We start from the raw sequence: 14764 nt of genomic DNA, 5'->3' as shown, positions 1-14764 counted from the left end.
CGGTGAAGGGGCGGGGCCGGCAACCGCCGGCTGATCGCCGCCGCGGCGGGAGAAGGCCCCGGCCCCGCCCTTTCACCGTTTCCGAAGGGGCTCCGCCCCCTCGAACCCCCGGCCCGTGCGGGCTCGGCGCGGGCCCCCCGGGAACGCCCCGGGCGAGTTCCTGCGCGCTCCGGAGCGCGATCCGGGCCGTCCTTCGGACCGGGAAGCCCGGTACAGCCGTTAGGCTGGGTGCGTGGCAGTCGTTGATGTATCCGAAGAGCTGAAGTCCCTCTCCTCGACCATGGGGTCGATCGAGGCCGTTCTGGACCTCGACAAGATGAGGGCCGACGTCGCCGTGCTCGAGGAGCAGGCGGCCGCCCCGTCACTCTGGGACGACCCGGAGGCGGCGCAGAAGATCACCAGCAAGCTGTCGCACCTCCAGGCGGAGCTGCGCAAGACGGAGACCCTCCGCGGTCGCATCGACGACCTCGGGGTGCTCTTCGAGCTCGCCGAGGCCGAGGACGACGCGGACGCCCTCGCCGAGGCCGAGGCCGAGCTCACCTCCGTCCGCAAGGCGCTGGACGAGATGGAGGTCCGCACCCTCCTCTCCGGCGAGTACGACTCCCGTGAGGCCCTCGTCAACATCCGCGCCGAGGCCGGCGGCGTCGACGCCTCCGACTTCGCCGAGCGCCTCCAGCGCATGTACCTGCGCTGGGCCGAGCGCCACGGCTACAAGACCGAGCTCATCGAGACGTCGTACGCCGAAGAGGCCGGCATCAAGTCGACCACCTTCTCCGTCCAGGTCCCGTACGCCTACGGCACCCTCTCCGTCGAGCAGGGCACCCACCGCATGGTGCGCATCTCGCCCTTCGACAACCAGGGCCGCCGCCAGACCTCCTTCGCCGGCGTCGAGGTGCTGCCGGTCGTCGAGCAGACCGACCACGTCGAGATCGACGAGTCCGAGCTGCGCGTCGACGTCTACCGCTCCTCCGGCCCCGGCGGCCAGGGCGTCAACACCACGGACTCCGCGGTCCGCCTGACGCACCTCCCCACCGGCATCGTCGTCTCCTGCCAGAACGAGCGCTCGCAGATCCAGAACAAGGCGACCGCCATGAACGTCCTCCAGGCCAAGCTCCTCGAGCGCCGCCGCCAGGAGGAGCAGGCGAAGATGGACGCGCTCAAGGGCGACAGCGGTGGCTCCTGGGGCAACCAGATGCGTTCGTACGTCCTCCACCCGTACCAGATGGTCAAGGACCTCCGCACGGAGTTCGAGGTCGGCAACCCCACCGCCGTCCTCGACGGCGACATCGACGGGTTCCTGGAGGCGGGCATCCGCTGGCGCAAGCAGCAGGGGAAGTAGAACAACTCCCTCCGCTTGTCTGCCGTAACCCCCGCATAGCCGGACATCGCGCCCGTAAGTTCCTTGACGCTGCCCAGAAAACTGGGAAGGGTGGCGCGCGGCATGCGAATCACTGGGGCGCGTGTGGCGGGGGGCGAGCGGCCCGGCCCGTACGACGTGCGTACGGGGCCGGATCGGTCACGCCGTCCCCCGGAGCGCCGCGGCCCCGTGCACAGCTGCTCCATCGACGAGTTCAGCTACTGGGGGTAGCAGGCAGATGACGAGTAAGACGCGACTGCGCGTTGCGCGCATAGCCGCCGGCGCGATGATCGCCGCTGGTGCTTCACTGACGGCCGCGGGTGCGGCCTCGGCCGCCGGTCTCGATGTCGAGGTCGGCGGTTTCGGCGTGAAGGGCGGCGCCGGCGTGCACACTGCGGCCGCCGACGACCCCACGACCGCCCCGACCGAGATCCCGCAGCCGACGTCCGGCACGGGCGGCTCCACGACCGGTGGCTCCACCACCGGCGGCTCCACGACGGGTGGTTCGACGACCGGTGGCGAGACCACCGGCGGTTCCACCACGGGTGGCTCCACGACCGGTGGCGAGACCACGACCGGTGGCACGACCACCGGCGGTTCCACGACGGGCGGCGAGACCACGACCGGCGGCTCCACCACGGGCGGTTCCACGACCGGTGGCGAGACCACCGGCGGTGGCTCCACGACCGGCGGTGAGACCACCGGCGGCGGTTCGACGACCGGCGGTTCCACCACGGGTGGCTCCACGACCGGCGGTTCCACCACCGGCGGCGGTACCACGGGCGGCTCCACGACCGGCGGCTCCACGACCGGTGGCGGTACCACCGGCGGTTCCACCTCGGGCGGCTCCACCACCGGTGGCGGTGCGACCGGCGGCTCCACCACGGGCGGCGGTTCCACGACCGGTGGCGGTTCCACCGGCGGCGACCACGGCTCCACCACCGGCGGCGGCTCCACCGGCGGCCACAGCGGCTCCGCCACGGGCGGCTCGGGCTCCACCGGCGGCGACGGCGGCGACGACGCCCGTACCTGCCCGGTGGACACCGACGGCAACTGCAACACCAGCCCCGACAACGCCGGTGTCCAGCCCGTCCAGCAGGGCAAGCCGAAGGAGGAGCTGGCCCAGACCGGTCAGTCCGGGCAGGGCGGGCAGGGGGGCCAGTCCGGCCAGCCCGCGCAGGCCGGTCAGCTGGCCGAGACCGGTGCCGGTCAGACCACCTTCCTCGTGGTCGGCGCCGCCACGATGATCGCCGGTGGCATCGGCTTCCGGATGCTGCCGCGCCTGATCGACCGCGGCGCGGCCGCCGCCTGACGGCCCGGGCCGCATACGCGCGCACGACGACCGAGGCCCGGGACGCGGACAGCGTCCCGGGCCTCGGCCCATCCGTAGAAGATCAGGCGGGAAGACTCACGCCGGCGACGAAGAGTGACCGGGCCGCTACCCCGCGAATCCGCGCGCGAGCACGGCGAGGGCGACGAGCACCACCAGCAGCGCGATCAGCGCGGCCGGGGTCAGGCCGCCGAAGATGCCTTCCTGGTGCTGCAGCCGCTCGCGGCTCGCCCGGCAGACCGGGCACCTGCCCTCACTGACAGGGGCCGCGCAGTTGGCGCACACCAGTCGGTCGCATGTCATGCGAAGTCCTCCTCCGGTACGTCCAACGCGCGGGAACGCCGTGGGGTTCCCATTACCACTGTGCCAGCTTTACCGCCGTCCGGCGCGGCCGGCCCGGTGAAGCGCGAAATGGAACCCAATTGTCCCGTTGACTCCCGAGGCCGACTGCGCGTGCACGGGCGGTTCGGTATGGTCACGCACACCGACGGGCGCCGCGAACGCGGCGTTCCGTGCCGCTCTCCAGGCCGACGCGTGGTGCACTCGTGATCCGATTCGACAACGTCTCCAAGTCCTACCCCAAGCAGAACCGTCCGGCGCTCCGGGACGTCTCGCTCGAGATCGAGAAGGGCGAGTTCGTCTTCCTGGTCGGTTCCTCCGGCTCCGGGAAGTCGACCTTCCTGCGGCTGCTGCTGCGCGAGGAGCGGGCCACCCATGGCCAGGTCCATGTGCTGGGCAAGGACCTCGCCCGGCTCTCGAACTGGAAAGTGCCTCACATGCGCCGCCAGTTGGGCACGGTGTTCCAGGACTTCCGGCTGCTGCCCAACAAGACCGTCGCGGAGAACGTCGCCTTCGCCCTGGAGGTGATCGGGAAGCCCCGTGGCGAGATCCGCAAGGCCGTGCCCCAGGTCCTGGAGCTGGTGGGCCTCGGCGGCAAGGAGCAGCGGATGCCCGGTGAGCTCTCCGGCGGTGAGCAGCAGCGCGTCGCGATCGCCCGCGCGTTCGTCAACCGGCCGCGGCTGCTGATCGCCGACGAGCCCACCGGAAACCTGGACCCGCAGACGTCCGTCGGCATCATGAAGCTGCTGGACCGGATCAACCGGACCGGCACCACGGTCATCATGGCCACCCACGACCAGCAGATCGTGGACCAGATGCGCAAGCGCGTCATCGAACTCGAACAGGGCCGTCTCGTGCGCGACCAGTCGCGCGGCGTCTACGGCTACCAGCACTGAAACCGCCCGAGGGCACTGAAAGGACGCCATGCGCGCCCAGTTCGTCATGTCGGAGATCGGCGTCGGTCTCCGCCGCAATCTCACGATGACCTTCGCGGTGATCGTCTCCGTCGCCCTGTCCCTCGCCCTGTTCGGCGGTTCCCTGCTCATGCGCGAGCAGGTCGGCACGATGAAGGGCTACTGGTACGACAAGGTCAACGTCTCGATCTACCTCTGCAACAAGAACGACGCCCAGAGCCAGGGCGGCGCCTGCGCCAAGGGCGCGGTCACCGAGGACCAGAAGAAGGAGATCAAGGCCGACCTGGAGAAGATGCCGGTCGTCCAGTCGGTCCAGTTCGAGACGGCCGACGAGGCGTTCAAGCACTACAAGGAGCAGTTCGGCAATTCCCCGATCGTGCCCTTCCTCACCCCCGACCAGATGCAGGAGGCCTTCCGCGTCAAGCTGAAGGACCCCGCCAAGTACCGGGTGGTCTCCAGCGCCTTCTCCCAGCGGCCCGGCGTCCAGGAGGTGGAGGACCAGCGCAAGACCCTGGAGCCCCTGCTCAACCTGCTCAACGGCATGAACCTCGCGGCCCTGGGCGTGATGGCGCTGATGCTGGTGGTGGCCCTGATGCTGATCATCAATACGGTCCGGGTCTCGGCCTTCAGCCGGCGCCGGGAGACCGGGATCATGCGGCTGGTCGGCGCGTCCAGCTTCTACATCCAGACGCCGTTCATCATGGAGGCCGCCTTCGCCGGGCTGCTCGGCGCCGGCCTCGCCTGCGTCCTGCTGGTCTGCGTCCAGTACTTCCTGGTCAACAACTGGCTGGCGCACCAGATCGACGTGATCCAGTTCATCGGCTGGGACGCGGTGTTCGCCAAGATGCCCCTGGTGATCTCCATCGGGCTGCTGATGCCGGCGCTGGCCGCGTTCGTCGCCCTGCGGAAGTACCTGAAGGTGTAGGTCACCCGAAGGGGGCGGGAAGGTGCAGAAGCTGTAGAGAGGCGTGGAACAGTCAAGGGCGTCGTACGGTCAACTCCCCGTACGGCGCCCTTCGGTGTCCTAGACTCACGCGCATGCCCGGCCCGACGTTGTTCGTACCGCCGCGCCGCGCCCGGCGCGGGGCCGCGTTGACGTTGGCCTTCATGGGGGCGCTGGCGGCGGGCGCCGCGACCGCCGCGTGGGGGGCCGCCGACGGGCGGCAGGCTCGGCCCCCGGCGGGGGAGCACGGCGAGCGGCAGGTGCTCTCCAGGGCCGTCGGCCGGAGCGTCGCCGATCCCCGCGCCGCCGACCGGCACACCGTGGACCGCCGGGCCGTGGAGGCCGCCGCCGAGCGGGCCGTGCGGGACGGCAAGTCCGGCTCGGAGGCCGCGGCCGAGCTGCTCAGCCGCAGCGGCGACGCCTGGAGCGCCGTCTACAGCGCCCGGGAGTACGAGGGGTTCGCGCTCGCCCTCGACGGCGCGTACGTCGGCGTGGGGCTCACCACCCGGCGCGCCGAGGGCGGCCGGATGGAGGTCGACGGGGTCCGCCCCGGCGGCCCCGCCGAGCGGGCCGGCATCGCCCCCGGCGACCGGCTCCTGACCGTCGACGGCGCGGACGTCACCGGTCGCCCCGTCACGGAGGTCGTCTCCCTGCTGCGCGGCGACGGCCGCTCGCTGGGCTCGTGGCCCGTCTCCGCGCCCGGTACGGCCGTGCGCCTGGGCCTGGCGCGCGGCGCGGAGCGCTGGGAGCGGACGCTGCGCCGCGAGCGGCTGGTCACCGAGAGCGTCGAGGTCGAGCGGCGCGGAGGCGCGGCGGGCACCCTCCCGGCCACGCTGATCAAGGTCAGCTCCTTCACCCGGGGCACCGGCGAGCGGGTCCGGGAGGCGGTCCGGGAGGCCGCGCCCGGCGAGGGGATCCTGCTGGATCTGCGCGGCAACTCCGGCGGGCTGGTCGACGAGGCCGTCACGGCGGCCTCCGCGTTCCTCGACGGCGGGCTCGTCGCCACGTACGACGTGCGCGGCAGCCGCCACGACCTGCGGGCCGGGCCGGGCGGGGACACCCGCCGCCCCCTCGTCGTCCTCGTCGACGGCGGCACCATGAGCGCCGCCGAGCTGCTGACCGGGGCGCTCCAGGACCGGGGGCGCACGGTCGTCGTCGGCTCCCGGACCTTCGGCAAGGGCTCGGTCCAGATGCCCAGCCGGCTCGCGGACGGCTCTGTCGCCGAGCTCACCGTCGGCCACTACCGCACCCCGGCGGGCCGGGCGGTCGACGGCGCCGGGATCACCCCCGACCTGGCCGTCCCGGGACCGGCCGGGGACGGCGGGGAGGGGGACGCCGAGGCGCGGGGACGGAGAGTATTGAGTGGCCTCGGGGGCGGGGCGTAGTGCGAGAATGACGGTGCTATGGCTAAAGACAAGGACAAGAAAGAGTCAGGTCGCAAGATCGTCGCGCAGAACAAGAAGGCGCGCCACGACTACCACCTCCTGACCACCTACGAGTGCGGCCTGGTGCTCACCGGCACCGAGGTCAAGTCGCTGCGCCAGGGTCGCTCGTCGCTGGTCGACGGCTTCGTCCAGATCGACGGCGGCGAGGCGTGGCTGCACAACGCGCACATCCCCGAGTACGCCCAGGGGACGTGGACCAACCACAGCGCGCGGCGCAAGCGGAAGCTGCTGATGCACCGCGCGGAGATCGACAAGCTGGCCTCCAAGGCGGACGAGACGGGCCACACGATCATCCCGCTGGCCCTGTACTTCAAGGACGGCCGGGCCAAGGTCGAGATCGCCCTGGCGAAGGGCAAGAAGGAGTACGACAAGCGGCAGACGCTCCGCGAGAAGCAGGATCTGCGCGAGTCGAACCGCGCGATCGCGGCGGCGCGGCGCCGGCAGCGGGCATCGGCGGCGGCCCGGGGCTAGCCGCAGGGAATACGCTGGCACCGCCGAGCGTCGTTCCAGTACGATGGGCAACGCAGCACACCGGGTGGTACCGGGTGCGCACCTTGAAAAAACAACATGGGGATGATCGGTTTCGACAGCGGATGTCGAAGCAGGGGAAGCGTGTCGAGGAAGCGGCAATGATCTCGTAAACCATATGTCGCAACCAATAATCGCCAACACCAAGCGCGATTCCTTCGCCCTCGCTGCCTAAGTAGCGACTTGCGAAGTGTCAGCCCGGGGCTGTTCCCGACCCGGATCCTGGCATCATGAAGGGGACTAAACCACTGGGCCCGGCCACGGGGCCCGGTGGGAAATCAAACAGTGGCTGAGCCCGTCGGAGACTTGTTCGCGTGATCTCCGGGGCCGAGAAAAGCGCAGCGAACTGCACACGGAGAAGCCCTGATTCCGCACCGTTGGACGCGGGTTCGATTCCCGCCATCTCCACTCATCCCATGTGAAGCCTCTGGCCCGCGAGCTCGCTCGCGGGCCAGAGGCTTTTTCACGGTCTGGGCCCTGGCCGGGTGGGGCGCTAGCGGTGGAGGGTGTCCATGACCAGGGCGAGCCGGGACCTGAGCCAGCTCATCAGCTCCTGGGCCGGGGACGTGGCTGCCGATTTGAGCACCGTGGAGATGTAGGCGTCGGTGGTCACCTTGCCGTCCATCCACCGCCGCCCCGATTCGATGATCGTCGATTCACGCTCATGCATGACGGTTCCCCCAACTGTCTGTCGATGCGCATCGACTGTAGTGAGCCGCGAGCCCCGCTCGCTCGCTTTGGGGCATCATCGCTGTCTCTACCCCCTGCTCGGGCTACCGTCACCTGATGGGGTGAGACCGGCCTGTGGCGGGATCTCCGGGGAATTCGGCCCGGCCCGCAGGGCCAGGGCGCGGGAGAAACCGAAAAGGGAGGCGTAGACCCATACGTAGGTGGGCGGGACCTTGCTCCGGGGGAGGCATCCGGGTTTCGGCGCGTCGATGATCAGAAGCCCCATGATCTCGTCCCCCGCGAACGAGCCCGAGACAATGGTGGACCGGTGGCCGCTGGTCAGGGCGAAGCTGAGGTTCGCGTCGGGGTCCTGGTTGTCCCCGGTGTAGATCGGGTCGCTCTTGCGGTCCATCGCGTACTTCAGCTTGCGGTAGGCGTCGGAGTTCTTCTCGAACGTCGCCGGCACGTCCTTCGCGCCGCCCCAGACGTCCACCAGGCTGAAGCGTTCCTCCTCCTTGTCGTAGGCGTAGAAGGTGCACCGGGCGCCCACGTTCCCGGACAGCAGCGCACCCAGGCGTTCCTGGATCTTCGCGACGTTCTCGATGCTCTTGGCCGGGTTGGTGAGGCTCTCGCTCATGTGGTCGATGATCGGTGCGAGCAGGGCCTCCTGACGCAGGCGCTCCTCCAGGCGAGCCTTGCGCTTGAGCCAGAACCCCCACAGCGGCGGCAGCATCGCGAGGACGGCCGTGAGCGCGATCAGGGCGGCTTTCGCAAGGCCGTCGTGGTCCTTGGCTATCCATCCGGTGATCACAGCGGCGGGGGGCGGGAGGACAGTGGACGCGAAAAAGAGCATGGTGTGTTTTTTGGAATTGCTCTTGGCGTCTGCCATTGCACCTTCTTCGGGATTCTCTGCCGCCCCCATGAGGGGTGCGAGGGGGGCGGTGCCGAGGGGGCTGGAGTGCCACTCCGACGCATTATGCCCCTGCGCGTGCGACTCCCCACCCGGTGTGAGCGTTCGCTTCCGATTTCACGGAGGGTGAAGCCATGCGAAGGGGGCGCATTTCCAATTTCATGCGCCCCCTTCGTTATATTCACGCGCCTCAGAACAGCCGCGCCATCCCCACCGACACCGGGGCCACCTCGGTCCAGCCGAACTTCGCGTAGAGGTGGCGGGCGTCCCCGTCCGCGATCAGGGAGACATAGGCGCCCTCCGGCGCCCGGCGCTCCAGCTCGGCCGTGAGCGCCTCCATGATCCGCTTGCCCAGGCCCTGCCCCTGGTGCTCGGGCAGGACGCAGATGTCGACGATCTGGAGGTGGCAGCCGCCGTCCCCGACGATCCGGCCCATGCCCACCGGCTCGGGCTCCCCCTCCTGCCGGACGAGCACCCCGTACCAGGTGTTCGGGAGTCCGACGGCCGATCCCTCGACCGATTTCGCACCGAGGCCCGTCGCGGCGCGCAGGGCGCGGTAGGTCTCTATCGCCGGTACACCCGGGCGGAGTTCGTAGCTACGGTTTGTAGTGGTGTTGCTCGCTTCGTTTGCTTTGTTTGCTTCGTCGCTCACGCGCGGAAGGGTAGCCGCCGTGCAACCGGGGGGCCGGACGGGCCCTCTTCCTGGGTGACATAGGGGGTGGCCGGTGAGCTGGACACGAACTGCTGTCGCCGTGGTGGGCACGGGCACGCTGTGGCTGGGAGGGACGGCCCCGGCCGTCGCGCACGACGGGCACCGGGGGACCCGGGGGGATCCCGGCGGGGTACAGGTACTGCTCAACGGGGCCTTCGGCAACCGGCCCGGGGAACTGATCGACATAGACGTCCGGGGCCTGCGGGCCGCCTCCGGAGCCACCGTCACCTCGCCCGTCTTCGAACGCCGGGTACGGCTCGCACCCTACGACGACCCCGGCGCCGGCGGCCCGGGCGACGGCGAGGGACTGCACGCGCGGCCCGCGATCTCCACACGGGCCAGGCCCGGGACGTATCCGCTGCGCGTCCACGCCGGCGGCCGGGTCGTGGCCGAGGAACAGGTGGAGATCAGGGCCGCGCGACGGCCGGAGTTCCGGGTGGGCGCCAAGGACGACGTCCTGCGGCCCGGGGAGCAACTGGGCGTCTCGTACGACGATCTCTACCCGGGGGAGACGGGCGACTCCTTCACCATCGCCTCACCGCTGCTCCCCGCCCCGGTCCCGCTGGCCCACGACCCGCGCGGCACCCACTGGAACAACCCCCGGATGTTCACCGCCCTCGTCTCCGTGCCGCCGGACGCCAAGGACGGCACGTACAAGGTGACGCTGACGGCGCCCGGCGGCCGGCGCGTCGACGAGAAGCCGCTCGTCGTCCGGGCCGCCCGCCCTGGCGACGGCGACTACGTGGGCAGGGCGCGCGGCCCCGCCTTCTTCCCCTTCGGCGGCCGCCCGGAGACCGCCCGCGCGTACGGCCACCGGGTCCCGGCGGGCGGCACGGTCAACGTCCTGTGGCGCGACGCCGCCCCCGACCCCGGTGAGGACGACCGCCTCACCGCGACCTCGCCCGCCTTCGAACGCCCGGTTCCGCTGCGGCGCGACGACAGCAAGGCGAGCGACGGCGACGACCCCCGCTACTACGGCCCCGCCCGGGTCCGGGTGGGGCTGGAGCCCGGCCGCTACCCCGTGACCGTGATCAGCCACCATGGCCGGGTGAAGCGGACCGGGAACCTCCAGATCACCGGCGCGGCGGTCAGGGCCCTCGCCGCGAAGGCGGTCGGCGACGACGGCCCCGACCCCGCGGTGATCGTCGCGGGGACGGGCGCGGGGCTCGCGGCGCTGGCCGCCGGAACGGGGACCGTGGTGCTGCTGGTACGCCGCAAGGGGCGGACGACGACGGCTCACTGAGCGCCCCGGCGCCCACGGGCCAGGGCACGGCGGAGCCGGGTGCGGAGGGGTGCGCGTACGGTCCCGGTCGGCTCGGTCCAGGTCGGGGCAGTGGCGAGGAAGCGGATCATGTCTCCACGGTCGCGGCCGACCGGGGGCCGGGTCCAACACCTGATCGGTGGCCATTCACGCGCCTGTGTTGTTAACTGCCGTGCGTGTCCATGCCGTACGCCTCCTTCGACGTGGAACCCCGGCTGCTGCGCGCCTTCGTGACCGTGGCCGAGGAGCTCCATTTCACGCGCGCCGCCGCGCGGTTGTACCTCGCCCAGCAGGCGCTCAGCCGTGACATCCGGCGCCTGGAACGCGAGGTGGGCGCCGAGTTGTTCTCCCGGACCACGCGCGCGGTCGCGCTCACCGCCGAGGGGGAGCGGCTGCTGCCGTACGCGCGCCGGGTCCTCGCCGCGTACGAGGAGTTCGCGGCGGCGTGCGCGGGGGAGAGCCGCCCCCTGCTCGTGGACGTCGGCGGCCCCGTGAGCACCGGCCGGCGGGTGCTGGCGGAAGCCCGGCGGACGGCACCCCGGCTCGAACTGGTGGCCCGCTACCGCTCCGGCCTCACCGGGGCGGCCGAGCGGATCCTCGCCGGCCGGCTCGACGTCTCCTTCGGCCGGATCGCCGGCCTCCCCGTGGACGCACGGGCCGGGCTGGAGCACCTGCCCGTTCGGCTGGAGCGGATGACCGTACTGCTGCCCGACGACCACCCCCTGGCGGGCCGGGACCGGGTACCGCTGGACGCGCTGCGCGGCGAGACGCTCTACGCGGGCGCGGGCAACCCCGGCACGGCGGAGTGGACCGGCCTCGCGGAGCGGCTCTTCACGGGCCGGGGCATCGCGGTCGCGGAGCCGTTCCCCGGGATCGAGGGCGAGGAGGAGTTCGTCCGCGTCATACGGAAACGGGGCTGGGCGGTACTGGCGAGCGAGGAGTTCATCGAGGTGCCGGGGATGGTGCTGCGGCCCCTGGTCGACCCGGTGCCGCTGTCACCCGTGGCGATGGTGTGGCGGCGGGGCCTCCGCCACCCCGGGCTGGACGCGCTGCGCCACGCGGCACGGGAGCTCGCGGGGGAGCGGGGCTGGCTGGAACGGCCCGAGGGCGCGTGGCTCCCGGAAGCCGACGCGGTGCTCATGAACGCGCTGTGACATCGCCATACGGCATGGAATGAGGATGAGTTGAGTGCTGTTGTAGCCGTCCATGACGGATGTCGATCAGAACGTAAAGCGCTCCTTCCTCTTCCTGCTGGGCAGCGGCCGTGAAGGCGGCAACACGGAAACGCTGGCACGGCAGGCGGCCGCCCAACTGCCCACCGACGTACGGCAGACCTGGCTGCGGCTCAGCGACCACCCCCTGCCCCCGTTCGAGGACCTCCGGCACAGCACCGACCGCACCTTCGCCCTCCCCACCGGCAACGAGAAGCTCCTCCTCGACGCCACCCTCGACGCGACCGACCTGGTGATCGCCTCACCGGTGTACTGGTACACGGTCTCCGCCAGCACCAAGCTCTACCTGGACCACTGGGTCAACTGGCTGAGCATCCCCGAACTGCGCTTCCGCGACCGGATGCGGAACACGACGCTCTGGGCCGTCGCCGCCTCCAGCAGCGACGGCCGCACGGTCGCCGAGCCACTCCTCGGCACGCTGCGCGCGTCCGCCGCGTACATGGGCATGCGGTGGGGAGGGGAACTGCTGGGCTCGGGGACGAAGCCGGGAGCGGTGCTGGAGGACGCGGGGGCCATGGCGGGGGCGAAGACGCTCTTCTGACCGCCGCTCCGGGCCCCCCGGACGTGAGCGCGGCGGCTCATGACGAGGGCGATAACTCCGCGAGGAATTCCGTCCAGGCGGGACGGTCGAACCGGAGGACGGCCCGGTCCGGGGAGCGTGAATCACGGACCCGGACTTCCCTTTCGGTCAGGGCTGCTTCGACGCAATTCTCTTCCGTGCCGCTGAAACTGCTTTTGTGCCAGCACAGATGAGGGATCCGGTCACTCATGCGCGTCCCCTTCCCGCCTCGGTTGTCCTTCCAGAATGGCAACCGATCAACGGCCGGGGAAGGGGTGCCTTGGCCGTGTGCGCAATGCCGAGGAAACTCGGTATTTACTTGCACATGATGTGATGGATTGTTGATTGCGTGGCATATGCGCGTCCGCTTACGACCGGGCGGATCATCCCCTAGCCTGGTGACCTACTGCGCCCTCCGCCAGAGGAGACGTCATGGTGAGCACAGACCCCGCCGCTCCGCCCCGAGGGGTGAGGTGGCTCGTGTGGGCGGTGTACGGCCTCGCTTCGGGCGTGACCGCCACCGGCGCGGGAGCGCTGGCGGCCTCGTTCGCCGGCGGGTCGGTCCTGGTGCAGGTCCTGGTGGCCGGAGCCGTGGTGCTGGCGGCCGGGTGGATCGCCCCGACCGTGCTCAACCTGGTGCGTCGGTGGCGGTCTCGGCGGTCTCCGGTTCCCCGCCCTCCCGCTGCTCCGGCATCACGGGCCGATTCCCGGCGCTGAGCCGCGACGCCCGGCCGGGGAGGAACGGGCGCCGCCGGGTGGCCCGCACCGCGACCGCCGAGGTGGCGAGCGAGCCGGTCGCGTACAGCACCACCTGCAGGAGCGCCGACGGATCGGGGATCAGGAGCAACACCACGGTGACCGGCACCGATACGACCAGCATGGGTGGCACGGTGAGCAGCAGGATCAGATGGAGCGTCCTGCGAGAGTCCGGAAGGACCTCTCGCAGGACGATTTTGACGGTGTCCCAGAAGTCCGTTGCGCGCTGCCTGACGTTACGACTGGCCATTTTTCTGCCGCTTGCGTGTGCGTCCCTGTGACACGGCCGCAGCAGGGCTGACTGTGCCCATCACGAACCACTCCGATACCAATGTCTCCGACCGGATACCCCGCTGTGCCGCGCAGTCGTCGCCGAGGTGGGTGACGACTTCCGCTACGTCACCACGTCGACCTCCTCCAGGGGTGTTCCGTCGACACGCTCCTCCAGTCCATCGAGTGCCCGGTCGATCGATGAGGGGAGGTCGGCCGGCGGGGCAAGCTGCTCCAGATCCCAGAATCGCTCCAGGTATTCGGCGGTCGCGGCCGTGTCGTCACTGAAGACGGATTCCCCCGCGTATTTCTCCTGGTAGAGAATGTGGTCGATATCCCCGTCGAATTCGAGCAGGACGAAGGGCCCCAGCAGGCCGGCGTGGGCACCGACCTGGAAGGGCACGACCTGGATGGTGATGCCGGGGCGGGCCGCGATTTCCTTCAGCCGGTTCAGCTGTTCGTTCATGACCCGCGGGCCGCCGATCCACCGGTGGAGCGCCGCCTCGTCGAGGACGAAGAAGAACTCCGGCCGCCCTTCGCTCTCCAGCAGCTCCTGGCGCTGCTGCCGGACCTCGATCAGACGGTCGAGCCGGTCACCCGAGATCCCCGGGCTGAATGCCCGGCTCAACGCCCGCGAGTACTCCTCGGTCTGCAGCAGACCCGGAATCAGCAGGGGCTCGAAGGTGCGCACGATGGACGCGGAGGACTCGTACGAGAGCAGGTCCATGTACGGCTTCGAGAGCAGCCCGCGGTACTCCCGGTAGGGCATCCTCCGGCTGGCCCGGGCCAGCCCCAGGAAGTACTCCGTCTGCTCCGCGTCGGTGATCCCGTACTCGCGTAGCAGCGCCCGGAGGTCATTGGTGGAGATGCCCACCTGTCCGGCCTCGATACGGATGAGCTTCGAGGGGCTCCAGTCCATGCGTTCCGCCACCTGGAGCTGGGTGAGGCGGGATTTGGTGCGTGCTTTCTTGAGCTCCGTGCGCAGTTGCTGCCGCTGTACCACGGCACCAGGAATAGCCACGATCATGTCCTTCCCGCACGCCAGGACATCCGGGGACGTCCCTGTGTGCAAGCTAGCAGTTCGGGTGATGCTCGCCAGCCCCCGCGCAGATGGGCAGCCCTTCCGGAAGAAGACGCTGACCAGGGGGGACGGCGCCTGCCACGGCCTCTTGCCATCAGTCGCTGTGCGTACCGCGAGAGGCCGGTCGGCGTAACGAGTGCTTCCTTTCGACGTTGTGGAGGTATGCCCGGGCGCATTGCTCGTCGTTCACGTCGGCGGGTTCGGTCGTGCCAACGGCCTAACGGCTGCCCAGCTCAGGGCCCCGCCAAGGGCCGCGTGGAGGTGCGGGACGGCGCCCGTCCGGGGCCACGGGCGTGTGTGCGATCAAGCGCGCTCCTGTGAACAGGCCCGTTCCGGATGGGCGTAGGCCGAGAGGCCCGTCGTCCGGCGGGGAGCCCCGCAGACCTGAGCGAAAGTTCGTACCCGCGCAGCCCCGCCCCGTCCCCCATCCGGCGTGCCGCACCCGAACACCCGCACCC

Annotated in this window: 16 protein-coding genes and 1 other RNA gene; 10 read left to right on the top strand and 7 right to left on the bottom strand. The window is 70.6% G+C overall.

Going from position 1 to position 14764, the window contains the following annotated elements; all coding sequences use genetic code 11:
• Positions 1 to 232 precede the first annotated feature (232 nt).
• Positions 233 to 1339, top strand: coding sequence for a peptide chain release factor 2 (prfB, locus tag K6I33_RS19200; RefSeq protein ID WP_229354043.1), 1107 nt, complete (start codon positions 233 to 235; stop codon positions 1337 to 1339).
• A gap of 256 nt (positions 1340 to 1595) precedes the next feature.
• Complete coding sequence (locus K6I33_RS19195; protein ID WP_229354041.1) at positions 1596 to 2669, top strand: hypothetical protein; 1074 nt, start codon at positions 1596 to 1598, stop codon at positions 2667 to 2669.
• Between the two features lie 126 nt (positions 2670 to 2795).
• Here K6I33_RS19195 and K6I33_RS19190 read toward each other — a convergent pair whose 3' ends face one another.
• The gene (locus K6I33_RS19190; RefSeq protein WP_126914386.1) at positions 2796 to 2990 is read right to left on the bottom strand and encodes a hypothetical protein; all 195 of its coding nucleotides are present in this window, start codon (positions 2988 to 2990) and stop codon (positions 2796 to 2798) included.
• A gap of 242 nt (positions 2991 to 3232) precedes the next feature.
• Here K6I33_RS19190 and ftsE point away from each other — a divergent pair, with 242 nt between their 5' ends.
• From ftsE to ssrA, 5 genes are all read left to right on the top strand, one after another.
• A complete protein-coding gene (ftsE, locus tag K6I33_RS19185; RefSeq protein ID WP_126914385.1) occupies positions 3233 to 3922 on the top strand; it encodes a cell division ATP-binding protein FtsE in 690 nt (229 codons plus the stop codon).
• A gap of 28 nt (positions 3923 to 3950) precedes the next feature.
• Positions 3951 to 4865: a permease-like cell division protein FtsX gene (gene ftsX / locus K6I33_RS19180; RefSeq protein WP_229354039.1), complete on the top strand. Its 915-nt coding sequence runs from the start codon at positions 3951 to 3953 to the stop codon at positions 4863 to 4865.
• Between the two features lie 113 nt (positions 4866 to 4978).
• Positions 4979 to 6268, top strand: a complete 1290-nt coding sequence (locus K6I33_RS19175; protein WP_229354037.1) for a S41 family peptidase — start codon at positions 4979 to 4981, stop codon at positions 6266 to 6268.
• 18 nt (positions 6269 to 6286) lie between these two features.
• Positions 6287 to 6799, top strand: coding sequence for an SsrA-binding protein SmpB (smpB, locus tag K6I33_RS19170; protein WP_229354036.1), 513 nt, complete (start codon positions 6287 to 6289; stop codon positions 6797 to 6799).
• 98 nt (positions 6800 to 6897) lie between these two features.
• Positions 6898 to 7267, top strand: a transfer-messenger RNA (tmRNA) gene (gene ssrA, locus K6I33_RS19165).
• Between the two features lie 82 nt (positions 7268 to 7349).
• Here ssrA and K6I33_RS19160 read toward each other — a convergent pair.
• The 3 genes from K6I33_RS19160 to K6I33_RS19150 form a co-directional block, all read right to left on the bottom strand.
• Positions 7350 to 7526 carry a hypothetical protein gene (locus tag K6I33_RS19160; protein WP_229354034.1) on the bottom strand — a complete coding sequence of 59 codons (177 nt, stop codon included), beginning with the start codon at positions 7524 to 7526 and terminating at the stop codon, positions 7350 to 7352.
• Between the two features lie 87 nt (positions 7527 to 7613).
• Positions 7614 to 8378 carry a hypothetical protein gene (locus K6I33_RS19155; RefSeq protein WP_229354033.1) on the bottom strand — a complete coding sequence of 255 codons (765 nt, stop codon included), beginning with the start codon at positions 8376 to 8378 and terminating at the stop codon, positions 7614 to 7616.
• Positions 8379 to 8625: 247 nt separating this feature from the next.
• Entirely contained in the window at positions 8626 to 9087 is a 462-nt protein-coding gene (locus tag K6I33_RS19150) for a GNAT family N-acetyltransferase (protein ID WP_229354032.1), read from the bottom strand.
• 73 nt (positions 9088 to 9160) lie between these two features.
• Between K6I33_RS19150 and K6I33_RS19145 the strand changes: the two genes are divergently transcribed.
• The 3 genes from K6I33_RS19145 to K6I33_RS19135 all read left to right on the top strand — a co-directional run bounded on the left by K6I33_RS19145 (position 9161) and on the right by K6I33_RS19135 (position 12181).
• A complete protein-coding gene (locus K6I33_RS19145) occupies positions 9161 to 10390 on the top strand; it encodes a hypothetical protein (RefSeq protein ID WP_229354031.1) in 1230 nt (409 codons plus the stop codon).
• Between the two features lie 200 nt (positions 10391 to 10590).
• The gene (locus K6I33_RS19140) at positions 10591 to 11562 is read left to right on the top strand and encodes a LysR family transcriptional regulator (RefSeq protein ID WP_229354045.1); all 972 of its coding nucleotides are present in this window, start codon (positions 10591 to 10593) and stop codon (positions 11560 to 11562) included.
• 52 nt (positions 11563 to 11614) lie between these two features.
• Entirely contained in the window at positions 11615 to 12181 is a 567-nt protein-coding gene (locus K6I33_RS19135) for a flavodoxin family protein (RefSeq protein ID WP_229354028.1), read from the top strand.
• Positions 12182 to 12218: 37 nt separating this feature from the next.
• On the opposite strand, the gene K6I33_RS19130 is transcribed toward K6I33_RS19135, so the two are convergent.
• The 3 genes from K6I33_RS19130 to K6I33_RS19120 all read right to left on the bottom strand — a co-directional run bounded on the left by K6I33_RS19130 (position 12219) and on the right by K6I33_RS19120 (position 14246).
• Positions 12219 to 12410 (bottom strand): DUF397 domain-containing protein, encoded by a 192-nt coding sequence (locus tag K6I33_RS19130; RefSeq protein ID WP_229354026.1) that lies wholly within the window; start codon positions 12408 to 12410, stop codon positions 12219 to 12221.
• 417 nt (positions 12411 to 12827) lie between these two features.
• A complete protein-coding gene (locus K6I33_RS19125; protein WP_229354024.1) occupies positions 12828 to 13205 on the bottom strand; it encodes a hypothetical protein in 378 nt (125 codons plus the stop codon).
• A 144-nt stretch (positions 13206 to 13349) separates the two neighbouring features.
• Positions 13350 to 14246 (bottom strand): helix-turn-helix transcriptional regulator, encoded by an 897-nt coding sequence (locus K6I33_RS19120; protein ID WP_229354022.1) that lies wholly within the window; start codon positions 14244 to 14246, stop codon positions 13350 to 13352.
• Positions 14247 to 14764 lie beyond the last annotated feature (518 nt).

The sequence above is a fragment of the Streptomyces sp. UNOB3_S3 genome (assembly GCF_020740895.1).
GTDB lineage: Bacteria > Actinomycetota > Actinomycetes > Streptomycetales > Streptomycetaceae > Streptomyces.
This window is presented reverse-complemented; position numbering and strand designations above follow the sequence as displayed.

What these genes read in the sequence shown, in the direction of transcription:
- K6I33_RS19195 (WP_229354041.1), top strand. Translation starts at nt 1,596, where the DNA reads ATGACGAGTAAGACGCGACTGCGCGTTGCGCGCATAGCCGCCGGCGCG.
- K6I33_RS19190 (WP_126914386.1), bottom strand. Translation starts at nt 2,990, where the DNA reads ATGACATGCGACCGACTGGTGTGCGCCAACTGCGCGGCCCCTGTCAGT.
- ftsX (WP_229354039.1), top strand. Translation starts at nt 3,951, where the DNA reads ATGCGCGCCCAGTTCGTCATGTCGGAGATCGGCGTCGGTCTCCGCCGC.
- K6I33_RS19175 (WP_229354037.1), top strand. Translation starts at nt 4,979, where the DNA reads ATGCCCGGCCCGACGTTGTTCGTACCGCCGCGCCGCGCCCGGCGCGGG.
- smpB (WP_229354036.1), top strand. Translation starts at nt 6,287, where the DNA reads ATGGCTAAAGACAAGGACAAGAAAGAGTCAGGTCGCAAGATCGTCGCG.
- K6I33_RS19160 (WP_229354034.1), bottom strand. Translation starts at nt 7,526, where the DNA reads ATGCATGAGCGTGAATCGACGATCATCGAATCGGGGCGGCGGTGGATG.
- K6I33_RS19155 (WP_229354033.1), bottom strand. Translation starts at nt 8,378, where the DNA reads ATGCTCTTTTTCGCGTCCACTGTCCTCCCGCCCCCCGCCGCTGTGATC.
- K6I33_RS19140 (WP_229354045.1), top strand. Translation starts at nt 10,591, where the DNA reads ATGCCGTACGCCTCCTTCGACGTGGAACCCCGGCTGCTGCGCGCCTTC.
- K6I33_RS19135 (WP_229354028.1), top strand. Translation starts at nt 11,615, where the DNA reads ATGACGGATGTCGATCAGAACGTAAAGCGCTCCTTCCTCTTCCTGCTG.
- K6I33_RS19130 (WP_229354026.1), bottom strand. Translation starts at nt 12,410, where the DNA reads ATGAGTGACCGGATCCCTCATCTGTGCTGGCACAAAAGCAGTTTCAGC.
- K6I33_RS19125 (WP_229354024.1), bottom strand. Translation starts at nt 13,205, where the DNA reads ATGGCCAGTCGTAACGTCAGGCAGCGCGCAACGGACTTCTGGGACACC.